This is a genomic window from Bradyrhizobium sp. 195, from assembly GCF_023101665.1.
In the GTDB taxonomy this organism is placed as follows: Bacteria; Pseudomonadota; Alphaproteobacteria; order Rhizobiales; family Xanthobacteraceae; genus Bradyrhizobium.
In genome coordinates, this window is sequence record NZ_CP082161.1 from 3623686 (window position 1) to 3639040 (window position 15355).

Annotated in this window: 15 protein-coding genes; 4 read left to right on the forward strand and 11 right to left on the reverse strand. The window is 62.4% G+C overall.

The genetic code is table 11. From position 1 onward, the window contains the following. Position 1: 1 nt before the first annotated feature. The 5 genes from IVB26_RS16525 to IVB26_RS16545 all read right to left on the reverse strand — a co-directional run bounded on the left by IVB26_RS16525 (position 2) and on the right by IVB26_RS16545 (position 5029). Positions 2-1147 carry an acyl-CoA dehydrogenase family protein gene (locus IVB26_RS16525; protein WP_247972620.1) on the reverse strand — a complete coding sequence of 382 codons (1146 nt, stop codon included), beginning with the start codon at positions 1145-1147 and terminating at the stop codon, positions 2-4. 39 nt (positions 1148-1186) lie between these two features. Then, entirely contained in the window at positions 1187-2116 is a 930-nt protein-coding gene (locus tag IVB26_RS16530) for a beta-keto acid cleavage family enzyme (RefSeq protein WP_247972621.1), read from the reverse strand. A gap of 8 nt (positions 2117-2124) precedes the next feature. Continuing rightward, on the reverse strand, positions 2125-2919 hold the full coding sequence (locus tag IVB26_RS16535; RefSeq protein WP_247972622.1) for an enoyl-CoA hydratase-related protein: 795 nt from the start codon (positions 2917-2919) through the stop codon (positions 2125-2127). Between the two features lie 18 nt (positions 2920-2937). After that, positions 2938-3699, reverse strand: coding sequence for an SDR family oxidoreductase (locus IVB26_RS16540; RefSeq protein ID WP_247972623.1), 762 nt, complete (start codon positions 3697-3699; stop codon positions 2938-2940). Between the two features lie 61 nt (positions 3700-3760). Further along, a complete protein-coding gene (locus tag IVB26_RS16545; RefSeq protein ID WP_346732876.1) occupies positions 3761-5029 on the reverse strand; it encodes an acyl-CoA dehydrogenase family protein in 1269 nt (422 codons plus the stop codon). Between the two features lie 132 nt (positions 5030-5161). On the opposite strand from IVB26_RS16545, the gene IVB26_RS16550 reads away from it, so the two are divergent. Together IVB26_RS16550 and IVB26_RS16555 are read left to right on the forward strand one after the other, a co-directional pair. Further along, complete coding sequence (locus IVB26_RS16550) at positions 5162-6370, forward strand: enoyl-CoA hydratase-related protein (protein ID WP_247973185.1); 1209 nt, start codon at positions 5162-5164, stop codon at positions 6368-6370. A 71-nt stretch (positions 6371-6441) separates the two neighbouring features. Then, positions 6442-7587 carry a CaiB/BaiF CoA transferase family protein gene (locus IVB26_RS16555; protein ID WP_247973186.1) on the forward strand — a complete coding sequence of 382 codons (1146 nt, stop codon included), beginning with the start codon at positions 6442-6444 and terminating at the stop codon, positions 7585-7587. Between the two features lie 75 nt (positions 7588-7662). Here IVB26_RS16555 and IVB26_RS16560 read toward each other — a convergent pair whose 3' ends face one another. The 3 genes from IVB26_RS16560 to IVB26_RS16570 all read right to left on the reverse strand — a co-directional run bounded on the left by IVB26_RS16560 (position 7663) and on the right by IVB26_RS16570 (position 10446). Further along, positions 7663-8052 (reverse strand): Zn-ribbon domain-containing OB-fold protein, encoded by a 390-nt coding sequence (locus IVB26_RS16560; RefSeq protein ID WP_247972625.1) that lies wholly within the window; start codon positions 8050-8052, stop codon positions 7663-7665. Further along, on the reverse strand, positions 8052-9200 hold the full coding sequence (locus IVB26_RS16565; protein WP_247972626.1) for a thiolase domain-containing protein: 1149 nt from the start codon (positions 9198-9200) through the stop codon (positions 8052-8054). The genes IVB26_RS16560 and IVB26_RS16565 overlap by 1 nt, the downstream gene beginning before the upstream one ends. 67 nt (positions 9201-9267) lie before the next feature. Further along, entirely contained in the window at positions 9268-10446 is a 1179-nt protein-coding gene (locus tag IVB26_RS16570) for an ABC transporter substrate-binding protein (protein WP_247972627.1), read from the reverse strand. 287 nt (positions 10447-10733) lie between these two features. On the opposite strand from IVB26_RS16570, the gene IVB26_RS16575 reads away from it, so the two are divergent. Continuing rightward, the gene (locus IVB26_RS16575) at positions 10734-11906 is read left to right on the forward strand and encodes an aminoglycoside phosphotransferase family protein (protein ID WP_247972628.1); all 1173 of its coding nucleotides are present in this window, start codon (positions 10734-10736) and stop codon (positions 11904-11906) included. Positions 11907-12301: 395 nt separating this feature from the next. Here IVB26_RS16575 and IVB26_RS16580 read toward each other — a convergent pair whose 3' ends face one another. The 3 genes from IVB26_RS16580 to IVB26_RS16590 all read right to left on the reverse strand — a co-directional run bounded on the left by IVB26_RS16580 (position 12302) and on the right by IVB26_RS16590 (position 14300). Further along, positions 12302-12601 (reverse strand): hypothetical protein, encoded by a 300-nt coding sequence (locus IVB26_RS16580; protein ID WP_247972629.1) that lies wholly within the window; start codon positions 12599-12601, stop codon positions 12302-12304. 65 nt (positions 12602-12666) lie between these two features. Then, the gene (locus IVB26_RS16585; protein ID WP_247972630.1) at positions 12667-13170 is read right to left on the reverse strand and encodes a flavin reductase family protein; all 504 of its coding nucleotides are present in this window, start codon (positions 13168-13170) and stop codon (positions 12667-12669) included. A gap of 47 nt (positions 13171-13217) precedes the next feature. Then, positions 13218-14300, reverse strand: a complete 1083-nt coding sequence (locus IVB26_RS16590) for an LLM class flavin-dependent oxidoreductase (protein ID WP_247972631.1) — start codon at positions 14298-14300, stop codon at positions 13218-13220. Between the two features lie 131 nt (positions 14301-14431). Here IVB26_RS16590 and IVB26_RS16595 point away from each other — a divergent pair, with 131 nt between their 5' ends. After that, the gene (locus IVB26_RS16595; RefSeq protein WP_247972632.1) at positions 14432-15349 is read left to right on the forward strand and encodes a LysR family transcriptional regulator; all 918 of its coding nucleotides are present in this window, start codon (positions 14432-14434) and stop codon (positions 15347-15349) included. Positions 15350-15355: the final 6 nt, after the last annotated feature.

The window sequence follows — 15355 nt, forward strand, 5'->3', positions numbered from 1 at the left end:
GTCAGAGATTGCGGGAGATCAACTCCCGCATGATCTCCGACGTGCCGCCATAGATCCGCAGTACGCGTGCGTCCGCAAATAGGCGGCATATCTCGTATTCGCGCATGAAGCCATAGCCGCCGAAGAACTGCAGGCACTGATCGACCAGCCTCCCATGCATCTCGGTGACCCACAATTTTGCGGTCGAGGCGGCATAGGTCGTCAACTCTCCACGGATATGCTGGCTCAGGCACTGATCGACATAGGCCCAGCCGACCTGAAGGTCGGATTTGAGGTCCGCGAGCTTGAAGCGTGTGTTCTGGTAGGAGCCGATGGCCTGTCCGAACGCCTTGCGCTCCAGGACGTAGGCCTTGGTGATGTCGAACGCCTTCTGCGCCGACGCAATCGAGTGGAGTGCGATTGTCAAGCGTTCCTGCGGCAACTCGCTCATCAGCGCGGCCATCGCTCCACCCTCCGAACCAAGGAGATTGGTGACGGGAACACGGACCTGATCGAAGAAAAGCTCCGAGGTATCGGAAGAGAGATGGCCGAGCTTGTCGAGATTGCGACCATGACGAAAGCCCGGCCGATCGGTTTCGATGAGGATCAGGCTCATGCCGCGCGATCCGCCGTCCGGATTGGTACGTGTCACCGCGATGACGAGGTCGCACATCTGGCCGTTCGAAATGAAGGTCTTCTGTCCAGAGATGACATACTCGTCGCCGTCGCGCACGGCGCGGGTTCGAATGCCCTGGAGATCGCTGCCGGTCCCCGGCTCGGTCATGGCGATGGCGCATACGGCCTCACCCGAAATCATGCGCGGAAGCCATTTTTTCTTCTGCTCTTCGGTGCCGTAGCTCAGGATGTAACCGCAGCAGACATCGTTGTGGACCGAGAAGTCGGTGGCCGGACCAGCGAAGCCCGAATAGGCGAGCTCTTCGATGACGACGGCGTTGTGGCGGAAATCTCCACCGATGCCGCCATATTGCTCCGGCACCTGGGGGCAGAGCAGGCCGGCGTCGCCTGCCGCCGGCCACAATGCGCGATCAATGATCCCGGCCTTCTCCCATTCCTGGAAACGCGGCGCGATCTTCGAGGCGGCGAAGCGCCGGACGCTTTCGCGCAGGAGGACGTGCTCTTCATCGAATACGGGGCGATTGGGCAGCATGTCTGTCCGCCATGAGTTGAGAGCTAGAAGCGTTGAGAGCTAGAACGCGACCTTGTCGCCGCCCTTGAGCTGAAGCATGTCACGGGCCTCGTCGGGACTTGCGATCTCGAGCCCGAGGCCTTCGATGATCTTGCGCACCTGCGTAACCTGCGCCGCATTGGTTTCGGCGAGGCGGCCGGCGCTAATCCAGAGACTGTCTTCGAGCCCCACGCGGACATTGCCGCCCATCGCCGCCGCCATCGCTGCAACGGGCATCTGTGCGCGCCCGGCGCCAAGGACCGACCAGCGGTAGTTGTCGCCGAACAGCCGATCTGCCGTTCGCTTCATGTGCATGACGTCGTCCGGATGCGAGCCGATGCCGCCGAGCAGGCCGAAGCACGTCTGGATGAAGAGGGGGGCCTTCACCAGCCCCTCGGTCCAGAAATAGTGCAGGTTATAGAGATGGCTCGTGTCGTAACATTCGAACTCGTAGCGCGCGCCGGAGTTGTTGAGCGTCTCCAAGGCGTAGCGAATATCCTTGAACGAGTTGCGGAAGACGAGGTCATGCGAGCCCTCCAGCATCTGCGGCTCCCAGTCGTATTTGAACGACTTGTACCGCTTCAGCATCGGAAACAGGCCGAAGTTCATCGAGCCCATGTTGAGGCTGGCGACCTCCGGCTTCCAGGTCGCAGCCGGACGCACGCGCTCCTCGACCGTCATATAGGGCGAGCCGCCGGTCGTGAGATTCACGACGACGTTGGAGCTCTGCTTGATCACGCGCAGGAAGGGCTCGAACGCCTCCGGCGATTGATCCGGGCGCCCGTCGGCCGGATTTCGCGCGTGCAGATGCACGATTGCAGCCCCCGCCGCAGCAGCGCCGAGCGCGGATTCGGCGATCTCGGCCGGCGTCACCGGTAGGTGCGGTGACATCGACGGTGTGTGGATCGACCCGGTAACCGCGCAGGAGATGATGACCTTGTGAGGCGCCATGAGAGGCCTTAGCGCGCAAACTTGTGGAAGTCCGGATCGCGCTTCTCGTTGAACGCCGCGACGCCTTCCTTCGATTCCGCCGTGTCGTAGAACAGCTTTACGGCATGGAGCGCGAAGTTGCTGATGCCGCGGATATTGTCCGAATCCGCGTTGAAGGAGCGCTTCGCGAGCGCAATTGCGGTCGGCGAGCGCTGCGCGAGCTTGTCGGTCCAGTCCTTCACAGCAGCGTCGAGCTGCGCCATCGGGACGACCTTGTTGACGAGACCCATCTCGCGCGCCTGTTCGGCGGTATAGCGCTCGTTCAGATACCAGATCTCCCGCGCCTTCTTGTCGCCGACATGACGGGCAAGGAAGGCCGTTCCCCAGCCCGCGTCCACCGAGCCGACCTTGGGGCCGACCTGGCCGAATTGGGCGTGCTCGGCGGCGATGGTCAGATCGCAGAGCGTTGCGAGCACGTTGCCGCCGCCGATGGCAAAGCCGTTGACCCGAGCAATCACCGGTTTGGGCACATCGCGAATCAAGCCCTGGATCTCGTCGATCGGTAGGCCGACCACGCCGCGTCCGTCATATTGGCCTTCATGCGCGGATTGGTCGCCGCCGGTGCAGAAGGCTTTCTCGCCAGCGCCGGTCAGTACGATGCTTGCAACGTTGCGATCGTTGCCGGCAAGCTGGAAGGCCTGGATGAGCTCGTCCAGCGTGCGCGCGCGGAAGGCATTGTAGACCTTCGGCCGGTTGATGATGATCCATGCGGCGCGGTCGCGGACTTCGTAGATGACGTCGGTGAATTGTTGGGGATCGGTCATGGGATTTCCTCGCGCAGGTTAGATCATGTTCATTCCGCCGGAGACGGAGATGGTTTGCCCGGTGATGAATTTGCCGTCGTCGGAAGCCAGCATAGCGACGATCCCGCCGTAGTCGTCGGGCTCACCCATGCGCTTGAGCGGGATGCCCCTGAGCATGGCATCCTTCCATTTCACGGCGTGCTCGCCCTCGCCAAGCACCGCCGCCATCATTGGCGTGTTGGTAGGGCCGGGGCAAACGGCATTTAGCAGGACGTTCTTGCGCGCAAGTTCGCGCGCGAGCGACTTGGTGAAGGAGATCAGCCCGCCCTTGCAGGCGGAGTAGACGGCCTCATCGCTGGTGCCGACGCGCGCCGCATCGGACGCGATATTGACGATCCGGCCGCCGCCGCGCTCGGCCATCAGCGGCGCGATCGCCTTGTGGGTGTTGAGCGGCCCATAGAGGTTGATGCGGATGATCTTGTCCCACAGTTCCCGATCGGTCTTCAGGAACGGCATCGGCCGATCCCAGCCGGCGTTGTTGACCAGGAGCCAGATCGGCCCGAGCTCGGCCTCGACCTTGGCGACCGCGGCATTGACGGACTCCGCATCGCCCACATCGACGGCATAGGTCTTGATGACGGCCTGAGGCGCGAGCCTTGCAGTCTCTTCGCCGCCTTGCGGGTTGACGTCGAAGATCGCGATCCTGCAGCCCTCTTCGGCCAGCCGCAGCGTCAATCCTCGTCCGATGCCCTGTCCACCGCCGGTCACGACGGCCACTTTTCCCGATAGGCCCTTCAACATCGATCTCCCTTGTCGTTTTGTCGTTTTTTTGGCGGCCTTCGATAGGGCGAAGGCGAGGGGGCTATGAGGCCGACCCGTTCTTCTGAATGTCGTATCCGCGCTGCGAATACATCTGGCGCGCGATGATCGTCTTCATGATCTCAATCGAGCCGCCGGCGATCTTGACGACGCGTGCGTCGGCATAGGCCCTGGCGATCGGATATTCCCACATATAGCCCCAGCCACCGAAGAGCTGCAGGCATTCGTCGACCGTCTCGCAGTGCAGCTCTGACGTGAACATCTTGGCCATGGCAGCGTCGACGGGATCGAGCTTGCCTTCCATGAAAAGGGCGATGCATTTGTCGGTGAAGACACGCGCGACGGCGGCCTTGGTCCTGAGCTCGGCCAGCTTGAACTGCGTATTCTGGAAATCGGCGAGCTTCTGGCCAAAGGCGCTCCGTTCAGAGGTATATTGCAGCGTCCAGTCGATGACGGTCTCGGCAACGGTCGCCGACCGAATGGCCTGGGCCAGACGCTCCTGCGATAGTTTTGTCATCATCTGCGCAAAGCCCCGACCTTCGGTGCCGAGCATGTTGCTGGCGGGAATACGGACATTGTCGAAGAACAGCTCGGAGGTATCTTGCGCCCTCATGCCGAGCTTTTCCAGATTTCGGCCGCGCTTGAAACCGGGTCGATTGCTTTCGACGATGAACAGGGTCACGCCCCTGGCACCGGCCTGGCCGTCGGTCTTGGTCGCGAGCACGATGAAGTCACAAAGCTGACCGTTGGAGATGAAGACCTTCTGACCGTTGATGACGAAGTCGTCGCCATCACGCGTGGCGCGGGTGCGGATTGCCTTCAGATCGCTGCCGGCGTGAGGTTCCGTCATGCCCAGTGAGCCGATTGCCTCGCCCGAGACCATCTTGGGCAGCCATTTGCGCTTCTGAGCCTCGCTTCCGAACGACAGGAGATAGGTGGCGACCAAGTCGGTGTGGATGAGAAAGCCGGGGCCGCTGGCGCCGGCGCGCCACAGTTCCTCGAACACGACCACGTCGAAGAGATAGTCGAGGCCCATGCCGCCATATTCCTCCGGCACGGTGCAGCAGAGCAGACCGGCTGCGCCGGCTTTCAGCCACAAATCGCGCGGGACGATCCCATCCTCTTCCCATTGGGCGTGGAAGGGCACGATTTCGCGCTCGACGAAGCGGCGGACCGTCAGCCGGAAAATCTCGTGTTCCTCGCGAAAGATCGTGCGTTCGATCATTGTCAAAGTGCTTCCTGTCTGATTTAGTTTGCTAGTGTACAGTAATTGGTCGGGTCGTACAACCCGAAAAGAAATTCCCGCAATCATGATCGTACACCAACGAACGGTAATAGGAAGGGAGAGGGAGCGATGACGGACGGGCTGGAGCTGAAGCAGTTTCGCATCGAAGTGTCGCAGCAGCACGTCCTGCACCTCATCTTTGACATGCCCGGACGTTCGATGAACGTATTCTCGAATGCGGCGATTGAGGAGCTTGGCCTGTTTGCGGACTGGCTGAAACAGAGCGATGTGGCGGGCGTCGTTATCCGTTCCGGCAAAACGTCCGCCTTCTGTGCAGGCGCGGACTTGGCGGAGCTGGAGGCGGCCTACGATATGATTATGGCGGCGCCGCCGGGTGATCGCGATCAGCTCGCCTTCGATCATTTCTTTCGATTGAGCCGCGGTCTGCGCAAGCTCGAGACGGCGGGGAAGCCGGTTGCGGTCGCAATCGCCGGCCTTGCCTTGGGCGGCGGCTGCGAGTTTGCGCTTGCTGCACATCACCGGGTCATTGCTGATCGCCCGCAGGCGACGTTCGGCTTGCCGGAATCACTCGTCGGATTGCTGCCCGGCGGCGGTGGAACCCAGCGCTTGCCACGTCTGATCGGGATAGAGGCTGCACTGCCTGTATTGCTCGACGGCGCGCGGATCGGCCGGCAGGCGGCGGTCGCGGCCGGACTGGCACATGAATTGGTGGCGACGGGCGAGGAAGTCACCGCCGCCGAGCGCTGGGTGCTGTCGCAGCCGCAGGCGGCGCAGCCCTGGGATCGGCCGGATCGCCGGGCCGCGGACGCAGAGCACGTGAGCGCGATCATCGGACAGAAGCGAAGCAAGATGCTGGCCGAGACGCTCGGCCATTATCCGGCACCCTCCGCCATTCTCGACTGTGTTGAGCGGGGGCTCCCGCAGGACTTCGATACGGCCATACGGACTGAGATGCAGATCTTCGCAAAGCTGATCCAGCGACGCGAGCCGCGCAACATGATCAGGACATTGTTCCTCGGCCGGCTAGATCATGAACGGATGCAAAAGACGGGCGCAAATCCCAAGATCACGGAAGCCGTGGCTTCCGTCTCGAAGGTGCTCGGCGTGCAGTCGGAGCGTGGCAAGGAGCTGACCGAGGCGTTTGCGCGGGCCGGCTTCCGGATCGAGCACATGCGCAAGGTCGAGTTCGATGGGTGTGTCGCGGGCGACGTCTATTGGCATGACGACGAACCAAGGACCTGCGGCAAGGAAGTGCTGCGCGCGCGGCTGGCGGATGCCGAGGCCGCCGCCGCGAGCTGGCGATCCCAGCTTGACGATTCCGAGCGTCGCGCTGCGGACTATGTCCTGGTCACGCAGGAGGGCTTTCCAGCCTATCTCGGCGGCCTGTTTGCAGCCGGGCTGAGCTAATCGATTTTCGGACAAGGAGAGACGTCGTGTCCAGACCTCTTGAAGGGATCAAGGTTCTTGATCTGTCGAAGGTGCTCGCAGGTCCGCTCTGCGCGCAATATCTTGGTGATCTCGGCGCCGAGGTGATCAAGGTCGAGGCGGTGGGGCAGGGGGATGAGACGCGGGGGTGGCCGCCCTTTCCTGTCCCTGGGCTCGGTACCGTCTTTCTGAGCGCCAACCGCAACAAGCGCAGTATCGCAATCAACATGAAATCCGACAAGGGGCGCAAGCTGGTGCATGAGCTCGCCAAGTCCGCCGACGTCGCGATCGAAAGTTTCGGTACCGGCGTAGCGGAGCGACTGGGAATCGACGCTGCGAGCCTTTGTGCGCTGAATGATCGCCTGGTCCATTGCAGCATCTCGGGCTTCGGTCGGACCGGTCCGCTCAAGAATTCGCCCGGCTACGATGTGATCCTGCAGGCGTTCAGCGGCATCATGTCCATGACGGGCGACGATGGCGGTGGTTATATTCGCAGCCCGATTTCACCGATCGACCAGATGACCGGCGTGCATGCGTTCAGTGGCATACTTGCAAGCCTGTTCGCGCGGGAAAAGTCGGGCAGGGGAACGGCGATTCAGGTGTCATTGTTCGATACGGCACTCGGGCTGCTCGGCTACAATCTCCAGACCTTTTGGGAGCGGGGAACGCAGCCAGCCAAATGCGGCTCCAGCCATGAGTCGCTATGCCCGTACCAGGCCTTCGAGGCTGCCGACGGACCGATCATGATCGGGGTCGCCAACGACAACCTCTGGCGCAAGTTCTGCGCCGTTGCTGGTTTGAGCGCCATCGTGGATGACCCGAAATTCCGGACCAATGCCGATCGGGTCAGGCACCGCAGTGAAACATTGCACCACGTCCAGGCGGTGACCTCGACCAGGACCGTCGAGCATTGGAACGCAGCGCTCAACGAGGTCGGCATTCCCTGTTCGCCCATCAATACGCTGGCGCAACTTCTCGACCATCCGCACACAAAGGCCGACAAGTTGATGATGCAGTACGATCATCCTGCGGCGGGGCACCTGAATTGCGTCGGCCACCCCGTCACGTTTGTCGGGGAGGAACGTAGCCCCGGCCTGCCCCCGCCCACGCTCGGCCAGCATACCGATGATGTGCTCAAAGAGCTCGGTCTCTCCGCCACGAAAATTGCCGAATTGCGCCGTGAGGAGATCGTCAGTTGATCGGTGCGTGCCGGGAATCGCATCAGCGAGGATCCCGGTCGTTGTGCCCTTTACCCTTGGCGAGAAGCGAAGAAGTCAAGCCAGTGTGAAGAACGGCAGCGGTGCGCCATCCGTGGGCTTGAACACCACCTTCACCGTCTGGCCGATCTTCAGCTTTTCGAGATCGCAGTCGACGAAATTGGTCTGCACCGACGGACCTTCCTTCAGCGTGACGTAGCCGATCGCGTAAGGACCGGTCGGCGATTTCCGCATCAGGCTCCACGTGTAGATCGTGGCTTCGCCCGAGGCCTGCTCCCACACGGTCTTGTCGGAGTAGCAGAACGGGCAGATCGAGCGCGGGAAGAAATGCGCTTCACCGCAGGCGGTGCAGCGCTTGATCATGAACTTACCCTCTTTCGCTGCGTCCCAGAACGCTGCGGTCTCGGGGTTCGTGACCGGGGCCGGATATTTCTTCGCTTCGCTCATCACACACGCTCCAGAATGGCGGTCGAGGCGGCATGGCGAACACCCAAAAGGCCGCCGGTGCCGTGGGCGATGGCGAGATCGCAATTCGGAACCTGCACCTTCGGATGCGCCTCGCCGCGCAGCTGCCGCACAGCCTCGATGATCTTGGTCATGCCGCCGCGGTTGACGGGGTGGTTGCTGCACAGGCCGCCGCCATCGGTGTTGAACGGCAGCTTGCCGACGCCCGAGATCAGGTTGCCGTCGGCGACGAATTTGCCACCCTGACCCTTCTTGCAGAAGCCGAGATCCTCGAGCTGCATCAGCACCGTGATGGTGAAGCTGTCGTAGATCGAGGCGTATTTGATGTCCTTTGGCGTGACGCCGGCTTCCTCGAACGCACGCGGACCGGACCATACGCCGGCGGAATAAGTGAGGTCGAGGTCCTTGCCACCGCGCGGACCCTTCATGGCTTCGCCATGGCCGATCAGGCGCACGAGAGGCTTCTTCAGGCTCTTCGCAATTTCGGGCGTGGTCACGATCAGCGCACCACCGCCGTCGGTGACGACGCAGCAATCAAGCCTGCGCAGCGGATCGGAGATCATCGGCGAGCTCAGGACGTCCTCGACGGTGACGACGTCCTTGAGCATCGCATGCGGATTGTATTGTGCGTGATGGGAAGCCGCGACCTTGATCCAGGCGAGTTGCTCGCTCGTCGTGCCATAGTCGTGCATGTGACGCATGGCGCACATGCCGTAAGCATTATGGGTCGTTGCGCCATAGGCGGTCTCGAAATCGGCCTCGGCGCCCGGAGCGCGCACCTGAGCCGGACCGGTGCGCGGCTTGCCGGCGAGCGTGATAAGTGCGACCGAGCACTTGCCCGCCGCGATCGCTTCGGCGGCGTGGCCAAGATGGATGATGTAGGAGCAGCCGCCGGTATCAGTGCTGTCGACATGGCGCACCTTCAGCCCGAGATAATCCACCATCGGCCAGGCGCCGCCGGGCGCATCGCCAGAGAGGAAATAGCCGTCGATGTCATCCTTGGTCAGCCCCGCATCCTCGATCGCGCCCTTGGCAACCTCGGCATGGAGCTGCGCGGTGGATTTGTCCGGCGCATGCCGGGTCGGGTGCTCATAAATCCCAGCGATGTACGCCTTGCCCTTGATGGTCAAAGAAAGTCTCCGTTGGGGTTGTCGGCGTGCAGGGCCTGCCGCGTCTCGCGGCAGGCCATCGCCACCTCTACTCGTCGAGCAGCCTCCAGGACGTTTTGTCGAAAGTGGCCATGCGCAAGGAGCGGTAAGGGGCGTAGTTTTCTTTGGAGTTGGTGAGCTCGATTCCCGGAAGCAGCATGCCGACCCGCTCCTTGTTGAAGCTCGTGGCCTGCGCGAGCAGGTTCTCCCGGGTCAGATTATCGCCGCATCGCTGCAGGCCTTTCGCGATGGCTTGTGCATTGATGTAGCCGGACAGCGCAATGAAGTCGTTCGGGCTGTCGTTGGGGGCCCATTTCTTCATGAAGGCGACGTAATCCTTCACCTCGGCGTCTTCGGCCCAGCCGGGATCGTTGGCCTGCTTGGCGAATTGGGTCGTATAGGCCCCCTGGACGTTGTCGAGCCCGGCAGGTGTCAGTACGCCCTGGATCGAGTTGACCGGGCTGGCGAGGAATTGGACCGGCTTCCAGTTCAGCTCGTTCGCCTTCTTGATGCCCTGGGCGGCAAATTTCGGCGTCGTGAAGTAGACCAGCGTGTCTGCGCCTGATGCCTTGAGCTTGAGGATCTCGGAGTCGATCGTCGGATAGCTGAGCTCATAGGAAGCTTCCGCCACGATCTTCGCCTGCCCATCAGAGCCCAAGCCGGCCTTGAGGCCCGTGAGGTAGTCCTTCCCATAGTCGTCGTTCTGGTAAAGCACGGCGATCTTCGCGTTCGGCAGCTTCTTGAGAATGAACTTGCCGAACGTGGCTCCCTCCATCTCGAATGGCGGATAGAACGGAACGGTCCACGGAAAATTCTGCGGATCGTTGAAGCGGCGGCCGCCTGCCGAGATGAAGACCTGAGGCACCTTGTTCTGGTTGAGGTACTTTTGAACGGCAACGTTGGGAACGGTGCCCACGGTGCCGACCTCCGCCAGAACGCCGTCGTCGTCGATCAGCTTGCGGGTCTGTTCGATGGCCTTTGGCGGGCTGAATGCGTTGTCGAGGGAGATCATGTTGACCTTCCTGCCGTTGATCCCGCCTTGCTCGTTCAGCATCTGGAAGTAGCCGGTCATCACGCGGCCGTAGCTCGAGAAAGTGGACGCCGGCCCGCTATAAGGAACGGTCTGGCCGATCTTGATCTCAGTGTCGGTAACACCCGGGCCGTATTGCTTCTCGGCGGCGCCGGCCTCCATGACTGTGCTGGTTAGAAATAGGACTGAAGCGCTCACCAAAATCGAAGTTCTCATGCTGGCTCCCCTATCGCTTCTTGATTATCGGAATATAAGTACACTATAGTACGATATTTTGGAAGCCGGAAAATGCAGAATGTGTCGGCCGCCAAAGGCCGCGCAATGTATCGCGCCGCAACAGGGAGAGCGTTGGTTGGCGAGCCCGCATTCCAGGGCCGCAGTCGCCTTGACGTCGATGCGATTGTGGTTCAGGTAGTACGTAAGCGTACGAAATGTCGGGCGAGCGTCGCAAGCGGTGCGGCCGATTACCGGCGAAGGGAGGGACCATGGCTGCGTCGGGTGCAACGGCACTGGCTGCGCTCAGGATTGGCGGACGCGTGGCCTTCGAACGGCTGGTGCGACCGAAGGCCCGCCGCGCCGAGGATGTTCCGTGCTCGCCGGGCGCCGTCACGCCGGAGTGGCTGACTGCCGTGCTCTGCCAGGACAGTCCTGGCGCTGTCGTCACCGACGTCGTGGTGAAGCCTGCGAGCGCCGGGACGCACGAGCGCCACCAGTTGATCGTCAGCTACAATGACGCGGGCCAGCGCGCGGGCTTGCCGCGGTCGATGTTCACGAAGTCGCTGCCGAGCGTCGTCACACGTATGATCGGCGGCTTTAACGGCACCGCGCGGGTCGAGGGTCGCTTCTACATGCAGCTGCGGCCGCAGCTCGATATCGAAGCGCCGATCGGCTATCACGCGGCGTTTGATCGTCAGACCTACGCCTCGATTCTTCTCCTCGAGGACATGGTCGCAACCAAATCGGCGAGCTTTTGCAACTCCACGACCTACGTCGATCGCGAGATGGCGGAGGACATGATCGATGTGCTTGCCGCACTGCATGCGCGCTTCTACGGCGATAGCGAGCTTTCGGCACGGTATCCGTGGGTGGCCAGCTATCCGCGCTGGTTCACCATCGGTGCGGAAAAGATGAGCCTCGAGCACTACACCCGGAAGGCGTTCGACGTCGCCGCCCACGTCATCCCGAAGAGCGTGCTCGCGCGGCGTGATGCGGTCTGGCCGGCCGCTGTGCAGGCGCTTGCCGTTCACGACAACGAGCCGCAGGGGCTGATCCATTCCGACGTGCATATCGGCAATTGGTATCGCACCGAGGCCGGAAGGATGGGCCTGTGCGATTGGCAGTGTCTTGCCCGCGGTCATTGGTCCCGGGACTTTTCCTATGCCGTGACGGCGGCGCTGACACCGGACGACCGCCGCAACTGGGAGAAGGACCTGCTCCGTCGCTATCTCGACCGATTCGCGGGATTGACAGGTACGATGCCGAACTTCGATCGAAGTTTCCTCAACTATCGGCAGCAGATGGTGCATGCGCTGCTGATGTGGACGATCACCTTGTGCCATTCGCCCTTGTTGCCGGCCATGCAGTCGGAGGCGACGACGCTCGCAATGATCGAGCGAATCTCGACGGCGATGGCCGATCTGGATTCCTTGCGTAGCTGATCGGGGTCGGTGGCAGCGAACGGGCAGCCTGTCAGGCCGCCGTGAGCCGGCATTCGCCGCAATCGATCACCGTCGTGTGCCGCGCCGCCCACGCCCTGAATCTGATGAGGTCGCAGTCGTCAAAAGCCCCGTCGGGCGCTATGGCGCCGCTGCGGCGAAGCGTCGATCAGGAGCCTCCGTCCGCAAGGGCCGCCTAACCGGCCAAGAAGCCGCGCAAGGCTGCAGCTGGCCGGAGGAAATGCTGATGCCGAGCGCCAGCCGACGAAGGAAGCCACGGTGAAGAAGACGGCGACCGTAAGTAATTGCCGGCGTTCGAACAGAGGCAGATCGGGGTGCTGCGAACCGAGGCGATCGCTGGTCAGTTCGAGAACGTGCACGAATGTCGCGGGTGACGACTAAGGTATTCGTTCAACGTGAGCGCGGATCGCCTGTCGCTCGGAATCGATCCAGCCATGCTCGCGGGCCTTGGCCACCATCTCCGCATATTGCAGATCCCAGGTTGCATCATCGGGGCGACCCGCGAGGGCCGGGACCAGATCGATCGAGACGAGCGCATCACGATCATCGAGAAGCGTGATGCCGTTCCAGCTCTGGGTATCCGTGCGGACACCGGCGTGCAGCACGAGCTTGAACCTGCGGAAGTCGTTCGGTTCGATCAGTCGGACGACACTGCCGTCCAGGCATTCGATGATCACAATGGCGCTCCTTCCTACACCTTCAGCGGGCCTAGTGCTGATCCAGGATTGGCATCAAGGGGCGACTATGCTTGCGGCAGCGCGCGCAGCGCCCCCTGGAAATTGACCAGGGGATCGCCATTGCCGCCGCGGGTGGCCACGATCCTGCCGATGAAGAGACCGTGCGTGCCGACCATCTGGTGATGGTGCAGCACGCACTCCAATCCGCCGATCGCCGGTTCGAGCAACGGCACGTCGAGGACGCCTTGCTCCCATGGGGCCGTCGCAAACCGGTCGATGCCCTTCGCACCGCCGGCGAAGCGCAGGGCCAGATCCTCCTGACCCCTGCCGAGCAGGCTGACCCCGAAGCGGCCGTTGGCGAGGATGGCGGCATGCGTTTCGGAGCTCGCATTGACGCCGACAAGCAGGCAGGGCGGATCCATGCACAGCGAGGTGACGGAGCTGACCGTCAGCCCGCGCCGTGCCGCCTCCGATCCCGTCGCCACGATCGCAACGCCGCTGGCGAGGTTGCGCATGGCCAGGCGGAATTCGGCAGCCTCGACAGAGCGGACATCGGTCATTTGAGACATCTGATATCCCATGATGGACCTCCCGAACCTCGCGCGCCCGGTTGCGCTTACGCCGAGACCGCTTCGTCCGCGACCCTGCTGCGGCCGGACTTCAGCTCCTTCCGGATCGCGGGAATGATCCTGCTGCCCCACAATTCGATCTGGCGCAGCATCGTGCGCTGATCGAAATCCCCGAGCTGGGTCTGAAGCGCGATGTGGGTCGGCTTGAGGATGCTGATCTCCTCCAGCATGCGGTCGATCACCTGGTTGACGCTGCCGACGGGCAGGTTGCTGCGCATCGTCTCCAGGCTCATGTCGTTCGGTCCGGCTTCCTCCTTGATCAGATAGCCGTCGTCGCTCTGGGCGCGGCGGAACTTCAGGCTCTCGGAGAGCCGGCGCTGGAAGCGCGCATTGTCCAGATACGACTGGATCTCGCTGTCATTGTCGCTGGCATAGGCGCAGCGCAGGAAGCCGAAATGCGTGTCGTCGATGGATCGGCCTTCCGTGGCGGCGATCCCCTCGAGCCGTTCGCGCAGGGCCTTGATGGCGTCGAGGCCGTTCAGCAGCGCGGTGACGAACAGATTGTGGTTGTCGCGAATGGCGCGGCCGAGCGTCTCACCGTGTCCCGACGTGACCCAGATCGGCGGCATCGGCGTTTGTACCGTGCGCACGGCGATCGCGGTCGGCGGCATCTTCAGGTGCTCGCCGGAATAGGAGAAGATGCGCTCGCGCATGCCGGCCTGGAGCACGTCGTAGAATTCGGCGAACAGCGCGTGCGAATGGTCGAGGTCGACGCCGAAGCGGTCGAACTCGAATTTTTGGTAGCCTGAGCCAATGCCGAGATCGAGGCGGCCGTTCGAGACCGTGTCGGCAAAGCCGATCTCGCCGAGCAGCCGCGCCGGATTGTACAGCGGCAACACGCAGACGGCCGAGCCGAGGCGGATCCGCTTGGTCAGGCCGGCGCAATGCGCGACCATCATCAGCGGCGAGGGGCACAGGCTGTAATTGTTGAAATGGTGCTCCGCATACCAGGCCGTATCGAAGCCGGCGTGCTCGGCGGCAACCGTCTGTTCGACGGCATTGTTGATGACCTGCTGCGAGGTTTGATGATAGCCGCGCTGCTGCGCCAGGATGAATACGCCGAATTCCATTGGTCGCGTCCTCCGCCGGTTTGCTTGTCTCGCTCGCTCTTGCGACGCGTTCTCATCAACTTATGGCCTTGAGCTTTTTCGAACAATTGACGTAATCTGAGCATGTCCTTTGCAAAATCTGAAAAGATCGAATGAACCGCCTCCAGGCCATGGAATTGTTCGTCAGCGCCGTTCGCGAGGGCAGCTTTTCCGCGGCCGGCCGTCGGGTCGGGCTCTCGCCGGCATCCGTGTCGCGCTATGTCGGGGAGCTCGAGGCGCAGCTTGGCGTGCAGCTCTTGAATCGCAGCACGCGCCATCTCGGATTGACCGACGCCGGAAAGATCTTCTTCCAGCGGACCGAGCAGGTGCTGCACGGCATCGAGGATGCGGAAGCCGCGGCACTCGCGCTGCAGACCGCGCCGCGCGGAACGCTGCGGGTGCATTCGCGGACGCTGTTCGGCATCAAGGTGCTCACGCCGCTGATCCCGGGCTTCCAGAAGCTCTATCCGGAGCTGAAGGTGGAGGTGCGCCTGTCCGAGCGACGTCCCCAGTTGCGCGAGGACGAATTCGACGTCGACTTCCAGATCCAGGCGCCGACGGACCCCGCTCTCATGCAGCGAAGGCTCCTGGGGAGCGAGCGGATTCTCGTGGCGTCGCCGGACTATGTCGGCCGGATGCCGAAATTGCGCGAGCCGGAGGACATCACCCGCCACAATTGCCTGACCTACTGGATGGGCCCGGACGACGTGGTCTGGAAGTTCATGCGCAGGAACAAGCTGCGCGAGATCGCTGTGCCGTCGTCCTTTGGCAGCAACAACGGCGTGGTGCTGTGTAATCTGGCCGTCACCGGGCACGGCATCGCACTGCTCGACGACTACACGGTCGCGGAGGAGCTGAAGAGCAGGCGCCTGATACGTCTGCTGCCGGGCTTCCGGGTCACGAATTCCACCTTCGACGAAGGCATCTACGCGACGTTTCTCCAGAGCAGCTATCTGCCCGAGAAGATCAGGGTCTTCGTGGACTACATGGCGGAGAACGTGCCGAAGCAGATCAAGAGATCGGCCCGGTAGTCCAAG